Annotated in this window: 16 protein-coding genes; 10 read left to right on the forward strand and 6 right to left on the reverse strand. The window is 59.4% G+C overall.

Going from position 1 to position 14,261, the window contains the following annotated elements; all coding sequences use genetic code 11:
• Window positions 1–49: 49 nt before the first annotated feature.
• Window positions 50–886 (reverse strand): CvfB family protein, encoded by an 837-nt coding sequence (locus V3W39_RS04640; RefSeq protein WP_177044871.1) that lies wholly within the window; start codon window positions 884–886, stop codon window positions 50–52.
• Window positions 887–1,209: 323 nt separating this feature from the next.
• Between V3W39_RS04640 and V3W39_RS04645 the strand changes: the two genes are divergently transcribed.
• The 3 genes from V3W39_RS04645 to V3W39_RS04655 all read left to right on the forward strand — a co-directional run bounded on the left by V3W39_RS04645 (window position 1,210) and on the right by V3W39_RS04655 (window position 3,255).
• Window positions 1,210–1,389, forward strand: coding sequence for a hypothetical protein (locus V3W39_RS04645; RefSeq protein ID WP_088422903.1), 180 nt, complete (start codon window positions 1,210–1,212; stop codon window positions 1,387–1,389).
• 207 nt (window positions 1,390–1,596) lie between these two features.
• Window positions 1,597–2,322, forward strand: coding sequence for a TorF family putative porin (locus V3W39_RS04650; protein WP_177044872.1), 726 nt, complete (start codon window positions 1,597–1,599; stop codon window positions 2,320–2,322).
• 66 nt (window positions 2,323–2,388) lie between these two features.
• Window positions 2,389–3,255, forward strand: a complete 867-nt coding sequence (locus V3W39_RS04655) for a DUF6279 family lipoprotein (protein WP_330212263.1) — start codon at window positions 2,389–2,391, stop codon at window positions 3,253–3,255.
• 3 nt (window positions 3,256–3,258) lie between these two features.
• On the opposite strand, the gene V3W39_RS04660 is transcribed toward V3W39_RS04655, so the two are convergent.
• On the reverse strand, window positions 3,259–3,648 hold the full coding sequence (locus V3W39_RS04660; RefSeq protein WP_177044876.1) for a transcriptional regulator: 390 nt from the start codon (window positions 3,646–3,648) through the stop codon (window positions 3,259–3,261).
• Between the two features lie 155 nt (window positions 3,649–3,803).
• On the opposite strand from V3W39_RS04660, the gene V3W39_RS04665 reads away from it, so the two are divergent.
• Complete coding sequence (locus tag V3W39_RS04665; RefSeq protein WP_177044878.1) at window positions 3,804–4,079, forward strand: hypothetical protein; 276 nt, start codon at window positions 3,804–3,806, stop codon at window positions 4,077–4,079.
• 46 nt (window positions 4,080–4,125) lie between these two features.
• On the opposite strand, the gene V3W39_RS04670 is transcribed toward V3W39_RS04665, so the two are convergent.
• A complete protein-coding gene (locus V3W39_RS04670; RefSeq protein ID WP_177044880.1) occupies window positions 4,126–5,472 on the reverse strand; it encodes a DEAD/DEAH box helicase in 1,347 nt (448 codons plus the stop codon).
• 193 nt (window positions 5,473–5,665) lie between these two features.
• Between V3W39_RS04670 and V3W39_RS04675 the strand changes: the two genes are divergently transcribed.
• The gene (locus V3W39_RS04675) at window positions 5,666–6,964 is read left to right on the forward strand and encodes a mechanosensitive ion channel family protein (RefSeq protein WP_177044882.1); all 1,299 of its coding nucleotides are present in this window, start codon (window positions 5,666–5,668) and stop codon (window positions 6,962–6,964) included.
• On the opposite strand, the gene V3W39_RS04680 is transcribed toward V3W39_RS04675, so the two are convergent.
• The 3 genes from V3W39_RS04680 to V3W39_RS04690 form a co-directional block, all read right to left on the reverse strand.
• Window positions 6,961–7,830, reverse strand: a complete 870-nt coding sequence (locus V3W39_RS04680; protein ID WP_177044884.1) for a carboxylate/amino acid/amine transporter — start codon at window positions 7,828–7,830, stop codon at window positions 6,961–6,963. The two genes, V3W39_RS04675 and V3W39_RS04680, sit on opposite strands and share 4 nt — an antisense overlap.
• A gap of 203 nt (window positions 7,831–8,033) precedes the next feature.
• Entirely contained in the window at window positions 8,034–8,633 is a 600-nt protein-coding gene (locus tag V3W39_RS04685; protein WP_177044886.1) for an FMN-dependent NADH-azoreductase, read from the reverse strand.
• A 151-nt stretch (window positions 8,634–8,784) separates the two neighbouring features.
• Window positions 8,785–9,099, reverse strand: coding sequence for a 3-phosphoglycerate kinase (locus V3W39_RS04690; protein ID WP_177079499.1), 315 nt, complete (start codon window positions 9,097–9,099; stop codon window positions 8,785–8,787).
• A gap of 49 nt (window positions 9,100–9,148) precedes the next feature.
• Between V3W39_RS04690 and V3W39_RS04695 the strand changes: the two genes are divergently transcribed.
• The 5 genes from V3W39_RS04695 (at window position 9,149) to aqpZ (ending at window position 14,253) form a co-directional block, all read left to right on the forward strand.
• Entirely contained in the window at window positions 9,149–10,072 is a 924-nt protein-coding gene (locus tag V3W39_RS04695; RefSeq protein ID WP_010176499.1) for a LysR family transcriptional regulator, read from the forward strand.
• Between the two features lie 13 nt (window positions 10,073–10,085).
• Window positions 10,086–10,889 carry an alpha/beta fold hydrolase gene (locus tag V3W39_RS04700; protein WP_330212264.1) on the forward strand — a complete coding sequence of 268 codons (804 nt, stop codon included), beginning with the start codon at window positions 10,086–10,088 and terminating at the stop codon, window positions 10,887–10,889.
• A 3-nt stretch (window positions 10,890–10,892) separates the two neighbouring features.
• Window positions 10,893–11,456, forward strand: a complete 564-nt coding sequence (locus V3W39_RS04705) for a peptidylprolyl isomerase (RefSeq protein ID WP_063032494.1) — start codon at window positions 10,893–10,895, stop codon at window positions 11,454–11,456.
• Between the two features lie 83 nt (window positions 11,457–11,539).
• Window positions 11,540–13,372 (forward strand): ABC transporter ATP-binding protein, encoded by a 1,833-nt coding sequence (locus V3W39_RS04710; RefSeq protein WP_177044894.1) that lies wholly within the window; start codon window positions 11,540–11,542, stop codon window positions 13,370–13,372.
• A 179-nt stretch (window positions 13,373–13,551) separates the two neighbouring features.
• Window positions 13,552–14,253 carry an aquaporin Z gene (gene aqpZ, locus V3W39_RS04715; protein ID WP_177044896.1) on the forward strand — a complete coding sequence of 234 codons (702 nt, stop codon included), beginning with the start codon at window positions 13,552–13,554 and terminating at the stop codon, window positions 14,251–14,253.
• Window positions 14,254–14,261: the final 8 nt, after the last annotated feature.

The raw sequence follows: 14,261 nt of genomic DNA on the forward strand, positions 1-14,261 counted from the left end.
ACGGGCCTTATCGCCGGCAAGCCGGCTCCTACAGAAGAGCAAACCGCGATCAGCTTAGTTCAATACGATCCGCGTGGATCACAATGCTGCCTTGCTTGTAGAGGGCACCGATGGCCTTCTTGAAGTTGCCTTTGCTGACACCGAACAAACTGCTGATCACTGCCGGGTCGCTTTTATCGCTGACCGGCAACGTGCCGTTGTTCTCGCGCAACTTGGCGAGGATCTTCGAGTTCAGGCTGGACGCCGCTTCCTCACCCACCGGTTGCAGACTCAGGCTGATATTGCCGTCGGCACGGATTTCCTTGATGAAGCCTTTCTCTTCCTTGCCCGGGCGCAGGAACTTGAACACTTCGTTCTTGTGGATCAGGCCCCAGTGCTTGTTGTTGATAATGGCCTTGAAGCCCATGTCGGTGGCCTCGGCCACCAGCAAGTCAACTTCCTGGCCTACCTTGTAGGTGGCCGGGGTCTTGTCCAGGTAGCGGTCAAGGCGCGCGGTGGCGGTGATGCGCTTGGTGTGTTTGTCGAGGTAGACGTGCACCACGCAATATTCACCGGCGGTCAGCTGGCGCTTTTCTTCGGAGTAAGGCAGCAGCAGGTCCTTGGGCAATCCCCAATCGAGGAATACACCAATGCTGTTGACTTCAACTACTTTCAGACTGGCAAATTCACCCACCTGTACTTTTGGTTTTTCGGTGGTGGCGATAAGTTTGTCATCGCTGTCCAGATAAATAAAAACGTTGAGCCAGTCTTCATCTTCACTGGGAATATCTTTGGGGATATAACGATTGGGCAAGAGGATTTCGCCCTCTTGATCACCATCCAGGTACAAACCAAAGTTAGTGTGTTTAACCACTTGCAAGCTGTTGTAGCGCCCGACTAAAGCCATTTTCAATACCCTCATTGCGTGGGCGGCATTCTACCCGAGTTGACGGCGGCGGTCCCGCGTACCGGCGCACAGGCCTGAAAAATCATGGGTTTGCCGGCCACCAACCCGCTCGTCAGATCATCGGCCTGGATTCTGCCAGTGCACGCAGCCTGTTTTCCCCATGGGTTTCGAGTTAAAACAGCAAGTTAGGTGACTATTTCAATCATTAACTGTGGGCAATTCATAAGCCCGCCATTATTTCAGAAGGATATTTGCCAAGCAATTGTCAAGCATTTCATGTACGATGCATGGCCAAGTTAATTTTCTACAGGTTAGTGGCCGCCATGCGCGTAAAAGCATCCAACAGCAAAGCAAAGCCAGCTCCCGCCGTTGAAACCAGCGAATCGATCAACAACCAAATTGCTGCATTCCTCAAGCAGGGCGGCGAAATCCAGCAGATCGCCAAAGGCGTAAGCGGCCAGACTTTCGGCCCGTCCAAGCAGATCACCCTGGGTAAAAAGTAATACTCGCGCATTACACCTGGTCCCTATGCGCTTTGCCTTTCAAGGCGCTAGGACTAGAGCCCGCAACACCCCCTGATACTCCCCCTTTTGCATCAATCGACGAACGGGCTTCATCCGCGAACCATCGCCGGTATGCTTGCACACGTCTAGATCGGGCATTTGCCTGATATTCCCCGTTACTGCTCCTCGCTTTTCATGGAGTGAAGCATGCTCAAATCCTGCATATTCCTGGCCGGCGCCCTGTTGGCCAGCCCCCTTGCCGAAGCGCAGGTTTTCCAGCGTGAACTGGGTGACTTCGACCTGAAATTGGGCACCACACCCAGTCGCAGCATGGCCCAAGGCCTGGTCAAACCCACTTCGCCCGGCAGCGACTCGTTCCACGGCGGGCTGGACCTGAGCCACGACAGCGGCCTGTACCTCGGCCAATTCTCACCGAGCATGGGGATTTCCCCGACCAGCAACCTGGAAGTCGATTCCTACCTGGGTTTCAAGCGTCCCTTTGACCAGACCCTGGGTTATGAACTGGGGATGATCCACTACAGCTATCCCAAGCTGAGCCCACTCGACAGCCAGGAGTTCTACGGCGGCCTGACCTTGCTGGGCAATCGTTTTGGCGCCTCCTTCAGCAACGACCCGGACCGACAGGACAGCACCCTGTTCGCCGACCTCGGCGGCACCAAGCCTTTCGGCATCGGCGTCAGCATGAAATACACCACCCACCAGTTGGGCACGCCGGTCTCGGTCGCCGATGGCAGCTCCATTCGCAGCTTCAGCGACTGGTCGGTGCAATTTTCCAGGCCGTGGATGGGCGTCGACCTGAACCTGATCTACAGCGACTCCAGCCTCAGCGGCGGCGATTGCTCGGCCTACTCCGGACACAACTCGCAATGCGACGGTCTCTTGACCCTGAAGGCCGAGCGGGCGTTTTATTGATGGGATGAACTGTCGCTGCATTGATGGGTTCAGATGCAATACTCTCGTCTGCGCAAGGACTCGCTCATGCTGCGTCGGTTAAAACTTCTTGTTGTATTGCTAACCGTCAGCCTGGTGCTTGCCGGCTGCAACCGGGTGGGCCTGGCCTATCGCAACCTGGATGTGATCATCCCCTGGACCCTCAGCGACTACCTGGACATGAACGCCGGGCAGAAGAGCTGGTTCAACGACAAACTCAAGGAACACCTGGCCTGGCATTGCACCACGCAACTGCCAGGCTACCTGGATTGGCTCGACCGCCTCCAACAGATGGTCGACGACAACCAGGTGACCGACGCCGCCCTGCAAACCCGCACCGCCGAGGCCAAGCAAGCGATTGCCGAAAGCGCACGGGCGATCACACCCTCCGCCGCCGAATTATTGCAGGGGCTCGACGACCAGCAAGTGCAGGACATGGAGCAAGCGTTCGCCAAGGACCTGCGCAAGCGTCAGGATGAATACCTCAAACCGTCCCTCGAACAGCAGATCAAGGAACGCGCCGAGCGCATGAACAAGCGGCTGGATGCATGGCTCGGGCCGTTAAGCGCCAGCCAGCAGAATCGCGTCACCGCCTGGTCAATTGCCCTCGGAGAGCAGAACCAGCAGTGGATCGGTAACCGCGCTCACTGGCAGGCGCTGTTTATCGCGGCGGTAAAAGACCGCCACAGCAGCGATTTCCCACAGAAGATCGAGCAGTTGCTGGTAGACCGCGAAAGCCTATGGACTGCGGAGTATCGCCAGGCCTACGCCCAGACCGAAACCGCCGCCCGCAGCCTGATCGTCGACCTGATGGCGCAGAGCACCGTGCAACAACGCCAGAAGCTGACGCAGAAGATCGACAAGGTGCGCAGCGACTTCAAGGCCCTCAAATGCCTGAAGGCTGGCACCCCGTAGTCATCAGGCAATCTGTGGTTTAGAGGCCAGTTCATCAAACGTCGCCGGATCCAGCGCATCCGCCTGCTCATCCAGCACCTGGCGCGGGTGATTATCGCCAGGGATGCAGCTGTCGATCAGGCTCAGCAGCTGTGAGCCGCGCGGGGTCAATTTGAAATTCTCGCCATTGCCACGCTCTTCCTCTGACCGCGACTCAATAAAGCCGCGTGTGAACAACAATCCCTCGTAATCCGCTGCAGTCTTTTTAAACTCATCGAGATTACCGATGGGCTCACCAGCGGCAGCCCTTTTGGCGGCTTCTTCCTCGGCATATTTGCGCGGGGCAAAGCTGCTGCCACCGTTCTGCACCTCATGCAGCAATCGTTCGATCAAATCCCAATCGTAAGTCGTCATCCTGATTCCTCCTGAAGGCACACGAATATAGGCCCTTCAAAGGTGTGACATGCCGGACCCATCGTCCGTTCAGCCTAGCGGACAGGCGCGATTTCGCTGAACTTTTCAGCGTTCGAAGCCCTCAACCGAATATCATCGCCAAGGAGGTCCGAACCATGAAAACCCTGCTGAATATCGCCGTCGCGGCCACGCTGCTCACCGCCCTGCCCGCCTGGGCCTGCACGCTGGAAGAAGCCACCGCCAAACGTGAGCAACTGGCCAAGGAGGTGACCAAGCTCACCCAACAGAACCCGCAGAAGGCCAAGGAGATCAACGAGGAATTGCAGAACATGAAGCTGGAAACCGCCAGCGCAGACCTGCCCGACAAGTGCCAACTGATCGACCAGCGCCTCAAGGAAATGGACGAAGCGGCCGCCAAAGCCAAAAACTGAGGCGAAAAAAAACCGGACATTGTCCGGTTTTTTTGTGGCTCAAGCCTTACTCGGCAGCCGGTGCTTCCGGCTTGCGGCGCTTCAGGGGAGCCATGCCGTCCTTGCTGACCAACGACAAGTTGTCGGTCTTTGGACGGTTGGCGATCTTGCGCTTGGTCGGCGACTTGGCGCCGGCCTTCTTCTTCTCGCCCTTGGCATCGACCTTTTTCTTCTTCACGCCAACGGCCTTGCCCGACGCCTTGACCTTTTTCGGCCCGCCGTAGGTGCCTTTGACTTCCTTGATGGTGCGGCGCTCGAACGACTGCTTCAAGTAGCGCTCGATGCTCGACATCAGGTTCCAGTCGCCATGGCAGATCAGCGAGATCGCCAGGCCATCGTTGCCGGCACGCCCGGTACGACCGATACGGTGCACGTATTCGTCGCCGCTGCGAGGCATGTCGAAGTTGATCACCATGTCCAGGCCGTCCACGTCCAGGCCGCGGGCGGCAACGTCGGTGGCCACCAGGATCTTCACGCCGCCTTGCTTGAGGCGGTCGATGGCCAGCTTGCGGTCCTTCTGGTCTTTCTCACCGTGCAGGACGAACGCCTTGTACTCCTGAGCCACCAGGCGACCGTAGATGCGGTCGGCCATGGCGCGGGTGTTGGTGAACACGATGGCCTTCTGATAGGTCTCGTTGGCCAGCAGCCAGTTGAGGATCTGCTCTTTATGCACGTTGTGGTCAGCGGTGATGATCTGCTGACGGGTGGTGGAGTTCAGGTCGCTGACGTTGTTGACCTGCAGGTGCTCCGGGTTGTTCAGGACCTTGGCGACCATCTCGCGCAAGGTCGAACCACCGGTGGTGGCCGAGAACAGCATGGTCTGCTGGCGGTTTACGCACTCTTGCACCAGGCGCTGCACGTCGTCGGCGAAGCCCATGTCGAGCATGCGGTCGGCTTCGTCGAGCACCAGCACTTCAACTTCCTTGAGGTCCAGGTTGCCGGCGTTCAGTTGCTCGATCATCCGGCCCGGGGTGCCGATCAGGATGTCCGGCACCTTGCGCAGCATGGCGGCCTGGACCTTGAAGTCTTCGCCGCCGGTGATCAGGCCGGACTTGATGAAGGTGAACTGCGAAAAGCGCTCCACTTCCTTCAAGGTCTGCTGGGCCAGCTCGCGGGTCGGCAGCAGGATCAGGGTCTTGATGCTGACACGGACTTTGGCCGGGCCGATCAGACGGTTCAGAATCGGCAGTACGAAAGCGGCGGTCTTGCCACTCCCGGTTTGAGCCGTCACCCGCAGGTCACGCCCTTCGAGCGCGAGCGGGATGGCCGCTGCTTGCACAGGCGTTGGCTCGACAAATTTAAGCTCGGCCACGGCTTTGAGCAGGCGTTCGTGCAGGGCGAATTGGGAAAACACGGGTGCTACCTCGAAGAAATACAAAAAAACAGCTGCATAGGGTAACGGTTTCGGGCGCCGAGGCCGAGTTTCTTTACGCGTACTGCGTCAATCAGGCGCTTTTTTGTCAGCGAATTTGTCCACAACGACAACTTTGAAGGACTTAAATGCTCTAATCGCCCCGTCACGTCTTACAGAAGAATCGCGTTTACCCATGGATATCAAACAGCTCTGGCTCAACGCCCAAGACCTTTGGGGCACCCTCGACGAGCACCCGTTGCTGCATTCCAGCCTCGCGCTGGTGGTGTTGCTGGTGGTGGCCTTGCTGCTCGGACGAGTGGCGCGGTACCTCATCCTGCACGCCGTCAAGTTGCTGGGCCGGCAACCCGCGCTGCACTGGCTCAACGACCTGCGGCACAACAAAGTCTTCCACCGCCTGGCACAGATGACGCCGTCGCTGGTGATCCAGTTCGGCCTGTACCTGGTGCCGGACCTGAGCAAGACCAGCGCCCTGTTCATCGGCAACGTAGCCCTGGCGTTCACCATCCTGTTCATGGTGCTGGCGATGAGCGCCCTGCTCAACGCCCTGCTGGATATCTACGCCCGTACCGAACACGCCCGCACCCGCTCGATCAAGGGCTACGTGCAGTTGGCAAAGATGGTGCTGTTCGTGTTTGGCGCAATCATCATCGTCGCCACGCTGATCGACCGCTCGCCGCTATTGCTGCTTTCCGGCTTGGGTGCGATGTCGGCGGTGATCCTGTTGGTCTACAAGGACACCCTGCTGTCGTTCGTCGCCAGCGTACAACTGACCAGCAACGACATGCTGCGGGTCGGCGACTGGATCGAAATGCCTCAGGTGGGCGCCGATGGTGACGTGGTGGACATCACCCTGCACACCGTCAAAGTGCAGAATTTCGACAAAACCATCGTCTCGATTCCCACCTGGCGCCTGATGTCCGAGTCGTTCAAGAACTGGCGCGGCATGCAGGCCTCCGGTGGCCGGCGGATCAAGCGCAGCCTGTACATCGACGCCAGCGGCGTGCGCTTCATCCGCGACGACGAAGAGCTGAGACTCTCCCAGGTACACCTGCTGACCGACTACATGAGCCGCAAAAAGGCCGAACTCAAGGCCTGGAACGAAGCCCAGGGCAATGTCGCCGCGATGTCCGCCAACCGCCGGCGCATGACCAATATCGGCACCTTCCGCGCGTATGCGTTGGCCTATCTGAAAAGCCACCCGGAAATCCAGCCGAACATGACCTGCATGGTGCGGCAGATGCAGACCACGGCCCAGGGCATTCCGCTGGAGATCTACTGCTTTACCCGCACCACTGCGTGGGCCGATTACGAGCGCATCCAGGGCGATATCTTCGATTACCTGCTGGCGGTGCTGCCGGAATTTGGCTTGAGCCTGTACCAGCAGCCGAGCGGCGGTGACTTGCGGGCGGGGATGTTGCCGGCGGTGTTGGGCGCCAGTCATTTGCCGGCGCCCGAAAGCCGCGCGCTTTAAGCCACGGAGCGGCTGGGCGACTTGATGCCCAGCCGACTGATCCACACCGCCCCCAGAATCACCAACCCGCCCAGCAGCAACCTGCCCAGCGGCTCGTGCTGGTTCCAGATCAGCAGGTTGAGCAATAACCCCACCGGCACATGCAGGTTATTCATCACCGCCAGGGTGCCGCCATTGACCATGCATGCGCCCTTGTTCCACCAGTACATTCCCAGTGCCGTGCTGACCAGCCCCAGGAATACCAACACGCCCCATTGCAACGGTGCTTCCGGCAGGTAGTTGGCCTTGCCGAACATCAGGAACGCCGGCAACGCCACCGCCAATGCACCAAGGTAGAAGTAACCAAACCGCCGGTAATGCGGCAGATCGCTCGGATGACGAGCCACCAGATGCTTATAAAGCACTTGCCCGGCGGCGTAGGTGAAGTTGGCCAGTTGCAGCAGCAAAAAGCCCATGAAGAAGTTCGGGGTGATCTGGTCAAAGCGAATCACCGCCGCTCCTGTCACCGCCACCAACGCAGCCACCAGCGCCCACGGGTTGAAGCGGCGGTTCAAGGCGTCTTCGATCAAGGTCACGTGCAACGGCGTCAGGATGGTGAACAGCAGCACCTCCGGCACCGTCAGCACGCGGAAGCTCAGGTACAGGCACACGTAGGTCACGCCAAACTGCAGCGCGCCGATCAGCAGCATGCCGCGCATGAACGCCGGCTCCACCGAACGCCAGCGGGTCAGCGGGATAAACACCAGCCCGGCCAGCACCACGCGCACCAGCACCGCGAAGTAACTGTCGACGTGACCGGCCAGGTATTCGCCGATCAAGCTGAAGGAAAACGCCTGGATCAGCGTCACAACAAGTAGATAGCCCATGCTCGCCTCATTTTGAATGGGCGCGACATTAGCGGTTTTCGGCCCTTTACGAAACTCAAGGCAAAAAAAACCCGACCTCGCTAAAAGCGTCAGTCGGGCAGGAGCACTCAGGAGCAAAAAGTGCAAAGGGAGGTTCGATACGCGTACTTGAAGGGTTGCGTGGAGCCATCTAAACAGCGGGCGATTATCTGACGATTAACATCTCACGCCACTTGTGCCAGCAGTGCCTTGGCCTGGTTCACGCCCTTTTCCTGGAAATCACCGCCCAGGTTCACCCCTTCGGCGTGAATGAACGTGACGTCATGGATGCCGATAAAGCCCATGACCTGACGCAAGTACGGTTCCTGGTGGTCGGTGCTGCCACCGGCATGGATACCACCGCGAGCGGTCAGCACAAAGGCGCGCTTGTCAGTCAGCAGGCCCTGTGGACCGGTGGCGGTGTACTTGAAGGTCACGCCGGCACGCAGCACATGGTCGAGCCAGGCTTTGAGGGTGCTGGGAATCGCGAAGTTGTACATCGGCGCGGCCATTACCAATACATCGGCGGCCAGCAGTTCGTCGGTCAGTTCGTTGGAGCGGTCCAAAGAGGCCTGTTCGATGGCGGTGCGCTGCTCGGCAGGTTTCATCCAGCCACCCAACAGGTTGGCGTCCAGGTGCGGCACCGGGCTGACGGCCAGGTCACGCACGGTGATCTGATCCGCCGGGTGGGCGACTTTCCATTGGCTGATGAATTGTTGGGTCAGTTGGCGGGAGATTGAGTCCTGCTGACGGGCGCTGCTTTCGATGATCAGAACACGGGCCATGATTATGTAAGCTCCATCGGTGAATGCTGTAAGGCGATGGAGTGAAGGTTAATCAGGGCTCGTTCGATTAAAAAGCGTAAAAAACTGCTATAACCCATCTATAAATTTGTTTATAAGCGGAGTATTGCTGTACGCAATCTCCGCTTTTGCCTTATTTCGGTGCGCACGTCAGCTGGATACGCATCTTGATAATGGCACGGCTGAAATTGACCGTGGTGTTGGTGGTTTTCCCCGCAGCCACCGTGAGCTTGCGAGTACGCGGGGCTTCCGGGCCGTTGGTAAAGCGTACCTTGCACTCCGCATCATTGGGGCCGTAGTTGGTGAGTTGGATCGAACTGATATTGCTGTCGACGTCCGACGCGCTGTAATCGATCTTCACGCCCTGAATGTCTTTCGTAACGTCGGTAGTAAATGCAAACGCGCTCAATGGCAGCAGCGCCAGCAGCACACAACAGAATTTTCTCATTCGGCAGTCTCCAATAAGGACCGCCAGCTTAGGACAAGAGGAGCTCATCTTGAAAGCGCCCCGCGTTACCCTCGATCAATGGCGCACTTTGCAAGCCGTGGTCGACCATGGCGGCTTTGCCCAGGCCGCCGAAGCCCTGCACCGCTCGCAATCCTCGGTGAGCTACACCGTAGCCCGCATGCAAGACCAGCTCGGCGTGCCGCTGCTGCGCATCGACGGGCGCAAGGCGGTGCTCACCGAAGCCGGCGAAGTGCTGCTGCGCCGCTCCCGGCAACTGGTGAAAAACGCCAGCCAACTGGAAGACCTCGCCCACCATATGGAACAGGGTTGGGAAGCCGAGGTGCGGCTGGTGGTCGATGCCGCTTACCCCAACGCCCGCCTGGTGCGCGCCCTCACCGCTTTCATGCCGCAAAGTCGCGGTTGCCGGGTGCGCCTGCGGGAAGAGGTGCTGTCCGGTGTCGAAGAGCTGCTGATCGATGGCATGGCCGACCTTGCCATCAGCAGCTTTATCATTCCGGGTTACCTGGGAACGGAAATGAGCGACGTCGAATTTGTCGCCGTGGCCCATCCCGATCATCCGTTGCATCGCCTGCACCGTGAACTGAGCTTCCAGGACCTGGAAAGCCATATGCAGGTGGTGATCCGCGACTCCGGCCGCCAGCAACCACGGGACGTCGGCTGGCTCGGTGCCGAACAGCGCTGGACCGTCGGCAGCCTGCCCACCGCCGCCACCTTCGTCAGCAGCGGCCTGGGCTTTGCCTGGTTGCCCCGGCATCTAATTGAACGCGAACTCAAGGAAGGCTTGCTCAAGCTGCTGCCTCTGGAACGGGGTGGCAGCCGCAACCCGACCTTCTATCTTTACTCGAACAAGGATAAACCCCTCGGCCCGGCCACGCAGATTCTTGTCGAGTTGTTGCGCACCTTCGACACGGCTCCGCTGGACGCACCTTTCGCCGCACCGCAACAAGCCTGAACAAGGAGTTCACATGGCCTATTTCGAACATGAAGGTTGCACCCTGCATTACGAGGAATATGGCCATGGCACGCCGCTGATCCTGATCCACGGCCTGGGCTCGAGCTGCCTGGACTGGGAGCTGCAAGTGCCGGTGCTGTCAAAACACTACTGGTTGATCGTGGTAGATGTGCGCGGTCACGGCCGCTCCGACAAACCCCGGGAACGCTACAGCATCGCGGGCTTCACCGCCGACCTGGTGGCCTTGATCGAACACCTGCAACTGCCGCCGGCCCATGTGGTCGGCCTGTCCATGGGCGGCATGATTGCGTTCCAATTGGCGGTGGACGAACCACAGAGGCTCAAGAGCCTGTGCATCGTCAACAGCGCGCCCCAGGTCAAGGTTCGCACCGCCAGTGACTACTGGCAGTGGGCCAGGCGCTGGAGCCTGGCGCGCATCCTCAGCCTGAACACCATCGGCAAAGCCCTGGGCAGCATGCTGTTCCCCAAGCCCGAACAGGCCGAACTGCGCCGCAAGATGACCGAACGCTGGGCAAAAAACGACAAACGTGCTTACCTCGCCAGCTTCGACGCCATTGTTGGCTGGGGCGTACAGGAACAACTTTCGAGAATTTCCTGTCCAACCCTGGTCATCAGCGCCGACCACGACTACACCCCCGTGGCGCAGAAAGAAATCTATGTAAAACTGCTGCCCGATGCGCGGCTGGTGGTGATCGAGGATTCCCGCCATGCCACGCCGCTGGACCAACCCGAACACTTCAATAACACCCTGCTCGATTTTCTCAAGACAGTCGAAACCACAACCCAGGATCACTGACCCATGCTGAAAAAAATCGCCTTCTTTGCCGGTTCCGTACTGTTCGCTGCCAACCTGATGGCGGCCGAGCCTGCCAAGGCACCGCACGTATTGATCACTACCACCAATGGCGACATCGAAATCGAACTGGACCCGGTCAAGGCCCCGATCAGCACCAAGAACTTCCTGGCCTATGTCGACAAGGGCTTCTACACCAACACCATTTTTCACCGGGTAATCCCGGGGTTCATGGTGCAGGGCGGCGGTTTCACCTCGCAAATGTCGCAAAAGCCGACCGAAGCACCGATCAAGAACGAAGCCAGCAACGGCCTGCATAACGTGCGCGGTACCTTGTCGATGGCCCGTACCAACGACCCGAACTCCGCCACCAGCCAATTCTTCATCAACGTTGCGGACAATGCCTTCCTCGACCCGGGCCGCGATGCCGGTTACGCCGTGTTCGCCAAAGTGGTCAAGGGCATGGACGTGGTCGACATCATCGTCAACTCGCAAACCACCACCAAACAGGGCATGCAGAACGTGCCAATCGATCCTGTCCTGATCAAGTCGGCCAAGCGCATCGACTGAAGGCTACAGGGAGTTTCGCGCGGTGCCCAAAAGGCACCGCGCGCATTTGAACAGGAGAGCCCGCCGCGCGGGCGTCAGACCTAATGCTCTATCGTCGTTTTGAACAACTGATCGACATCTTCCGCGACGCTCCCAGCGCCGCTCCTCCCGATAAAGTCCTGCCCTTCTATATCTATTACCTGCGCCAGGTATGGCCATGCTTTGCCGCCTTGCTGGTGGTGGGCCTGATCGGCGCGCTGATCGAAGTGGCGCTGTTCAGCTACCTGAGCCGCATCATTGACCTGGCCCAGGGCACGCCACCCGCCAACTTCTTCCAGATCCACGCCACCGAGCTGATCTGGATGGCCGTGGTCGCCCTGCTGCTGCGCCCGATCTTCGGCGCCCTGCATGACCTGCTGGTGCACCAGACCATCAGCCCGGGCATGACCAGCCTGATCCGCTGGCAGAACCACAGCTATGTGCTCAAGCAGAGCCTGAATTTCTTCCAGAACGACTTCGCCGGGCGTATTGCCCAGCGCATCATGCAAACCGGCAACTCCCTGCGCGACTCTGCGGTGGCCGCCGTGGATGCAATCTGGCACGTGGCGATCTACGCCATCAGCGCCCTGGTGCTGTTCGCCGAAGCCGACTGGCGCCTGATGATCCCGCTGATTACCTGGATCGTCGCCTACAGCCTGGCCTTGCGTTACTTCGTGCCGCGGGTCAAGGAACGCTCGGTGATTTCCTCCGAGGCACGCTCCAAACTGATGGGGCGAATTGTCGACGGCTACACCAACATCACCACCTTGAAGCTGTTCGCTCACACGAATTTCGAGCAGAACTACGCCAAGGAAGCCATCGTCGAGCAGACCGAGAAAACCCAGATGGCCAGCCGTGTGGTGACCAGCATGGACATCGTGATCACCACCATGAACGGCCTGCTGATCGTCACCACCACCGGCCTTGCCCTGTGGCTGTGGACCCAGTCGCTGATTTCGGTGGGCGCCATCGCGCTGGCCACCGGCCTGGTGATTCGTATCGTCAACATGTCCGGCTGGATCATGTGGGTGGTCAACGGCATTTTCGAAAACATCGGCATGGTCCAGGACGGCCTGAAAACCATCGCCCAGCCGCTGGCGGTAACCGACCGGGAGAACGCCCCGCGCCTGGAAGTGCCCCATGGCGAAGTGCGGTTTGATCAGGTGGATTTCCACTACGGCAAGAAGAGCGGAATCATCAGCGGCCTGAACCTGGACATCAAGCCAGGTGAAAAAATCGGCCTGATCGGGCCGTCCGGTGCGGGTAAATCCACCCTGGTCAACCTGCTGCTGCGCCTGTACGACCTGCAAGGCGGACGCATCCTGATCGACGGCCAGAACATCGCCGAAGTCGCCCAGGAAACCCTGCGCGAACAGATCGGCATGATCACCCAGGACACCTCGCTGCTGCACCGTTCAATCCGCGACAACCTGCTGTATGGCAAGCCGGACGCCACCGATGAAGAACTCTGGGCTGCCGTGCACAAGGCCCGGGCCGACGAATTCATTCCGCTGCTGTCGGACGCCGAGGGCCGCACCGGCCTGGATGCTCACGTCGGCGAGCGCGGGGTCAAACTCTCCGGCGGGCAACGCCAGCGCATCGCCATTGCGCGGGTACTGCTCAAGGACGCGCCGATCCTGATCATGGACGAAGCCACCTCGGCGCTGGATTCGGAAGTCGAAGCGGCGATCCAGGAAAGCCTGGAAACCCTGATGCAGGGCAAGACGGTAATCGCCATCGCCCACCGCCTTTCCACCATTGCCAGAATGGACAGGCTGGTAGTGCTGGAAAAAGGCCAGATTGCCGAGAGCGGCAGCCATGCCGAACTGCTCGCACACGGCGGTTTGTATGCGCGATTGTGGCAACACCAGACCGGCGGGTTCGTCGGAATAGACTGATTCCGTTGGTTAACGACTACCTCAATTCCGAACAATTCTGACAGTTTTCTCTATCCCGCTGGTCTCGCGACACAATCCTGCTGTACTCCAATCAGGCCCCAGGAGGGCCCTGATTTAAGGCAGCAGGGACGCATTACAGACCCGTTAATCAGATAGAGAAATCTACTAAGGATGTGTTCATGTCACTGTTCAAACGTTCCGTTACGGAAGGACTGGGTACGTTTTGGCTGGTGTTGGGCGGCTGCGGGAGTGCGGTGTTGGCCGCAGCGTTCCCCAACGTCGGGATCGGTCTGCTCGGTGTGGCCCTGGCGTTCGGGCTCACGGTGCTGACCATGGCATTTGCCATCGGGCATATCAGCGGCTGTCACCTGAACCCGGCAGTCTCGGTGGGGCTGGTAGTGGGCGGAAGATTTCCGGCCAGGGAGTTACCGGCGTACATCGTGTCCCAGGTGATCGGCGGCACCATCGCCGCCGCGCTGTTGTACTTCATCGCCAGCGGCAAGCCCGGGTTCGAACTGGCCTCGGGGCTCGCCAGCAACGGCTATGGCGAGCATTCGCCCGGTGGTTATTCGATGGCAGCGGGGTTTGTCTGTGAGCTGGTGATGACAGCGATGTTTGTGCTGATCATCCTCGGCGCCACCGACCGTCGTGCCCCGGCAGGCCTGGCGCCGATCGCCATCGGCCTGGCGCTGACGCTGATCCACCTGATCTCGATCCCCGTCACCAACACCTCGGTCAACCCGGCCCGCAGTACCGGCCCGGCGCTGATTGTCGGCGGTTGGGCGCTGCAGCAGCTGTGGATGTTCTGGCTCGCGCCGATCCTGGGTGCAGTGGTCGGCGGTTTCACCTATCGATGGCTGGGCAAGGAAGAAACAGCCTGAGCCAACCG

The sequence above is a fragment of the Pseudomonas sp. Z18(2022) genome, assembly GCF_036346535.1.
Lineage (GTDB): Bacteria > Pseudomonadota > Gammaproteobacteria > Pseudomonadales > Pseudomonadaceae > Aquipseudomonas > Aquipseudomonas yamanorum_A.

What these genes read in the sequence shown, in the direction of transcription:
- V3W39_RS04645 (WP_088422903.1), top strand. Translation starts at nt 1,210, where the DNA reads ATGCGCGTAAAAGCATCCAACAGCAAAGCAAAGCCAGCTCCCGCCGTT.
- V3W39_RS04690 (WP_177079499.1), bottom strand. Translation starts at nt 9,099, where the DNA reads ATGAGAAAATTCTGTTGTGTGCTGCTGGCGCTGCTGCCATTGAGCGCG.
- V3W39_RS04665 (WP_177044878.1), top strand. Translation starts at nt 3,804, where the DNA reads ATGAAAACCCTGCTGAATATCGCCGTCGCGGCCACGCTGCTCACCGCC.
- V3W39_RS04685 (WP_177044886.1), bottom strand. Translation starts at nt 8,633, where the DNA reads ATGGCCCGTGTTCTGATCATCGAAAGCAGCGCCCGTCAGCAGGACTCA.
- V3W39_RS04660 (WP_177044876.1), bottom strand. Translation starts at nt 3,648, where the DNA reads ATGACGACTTACGATTGGGATTTGATCGAACGATTGCTGCATGAGGTG.
- V3W39_RS04710 (WP_177044894.1), top strand. Translation starts at nt 11,540, where the DNA reads ATGCTCTATCGTCGTTTTGAACAACTGATCGACATCTTCCGCGACGCT.
- V3W39_RS04680 (WP_177044884.1), bottom strand. Translation starts at nt 7,830, where the DNA reads ATGGGCTATCTACTTGTTGTGACGCTGATCCAGGCGTTTTCCTTCAGC.
- V3W39_RS04700 (WP_330212264.1), top strand. Translation starts at nt 10,086, where the DNA reads ATGGCCTATTTCGAACATGAAGGTTGCACCCTGCATTACGAGGAATAT.
- V3W39_RS04675 (WP_177044882.1), top strand. Translation starts at nt 5,666, where the DNA reads ATGGATATCAAACAGCTCTGGCTCAACGCCCAAGACCTTTGGGGCACC.
- V3W39_RS04655 (WP_330212263.1), top strand. Translation starts at nt 2,389, where the DNA reads ATGCTGCGTCGGTTAAAACTTCTTGTTGTATTGCTAACCGTCAGCCTG.
- V3W39_RS04640 (WP_177044871.1), bottom strand. Translation starts at nt 886, where the DNA reads ATGGCTTTAGTCGGGCGCTACAACAGCTTGCAAGTGGTTAAACACACT.
- V3W39_RS04650 (WP_177044872.1), top strand. Translation starts at nt 1,597, where the DNA reads ATGCTCAAATCCTGCATATTCCTGGCCGGCGCCCTGTTGGCCAGCCCC.
- V3W39_RS04705 (WP_063032494.1), top strand. Translation starts at nt 10,893, where the DNA reads ATGCTGAAAAAAATCGCCTTCTTTGCCGGTTCCGTACTGTTCGCTGCC.
- aqpZ (WP_177044896.1), top strand. Translation starts at nt 13,552, where the DNA reads ATGTCACTGTTCAAACGTTCCGTTACGGAAGGACTGGGTACGTTTTGG.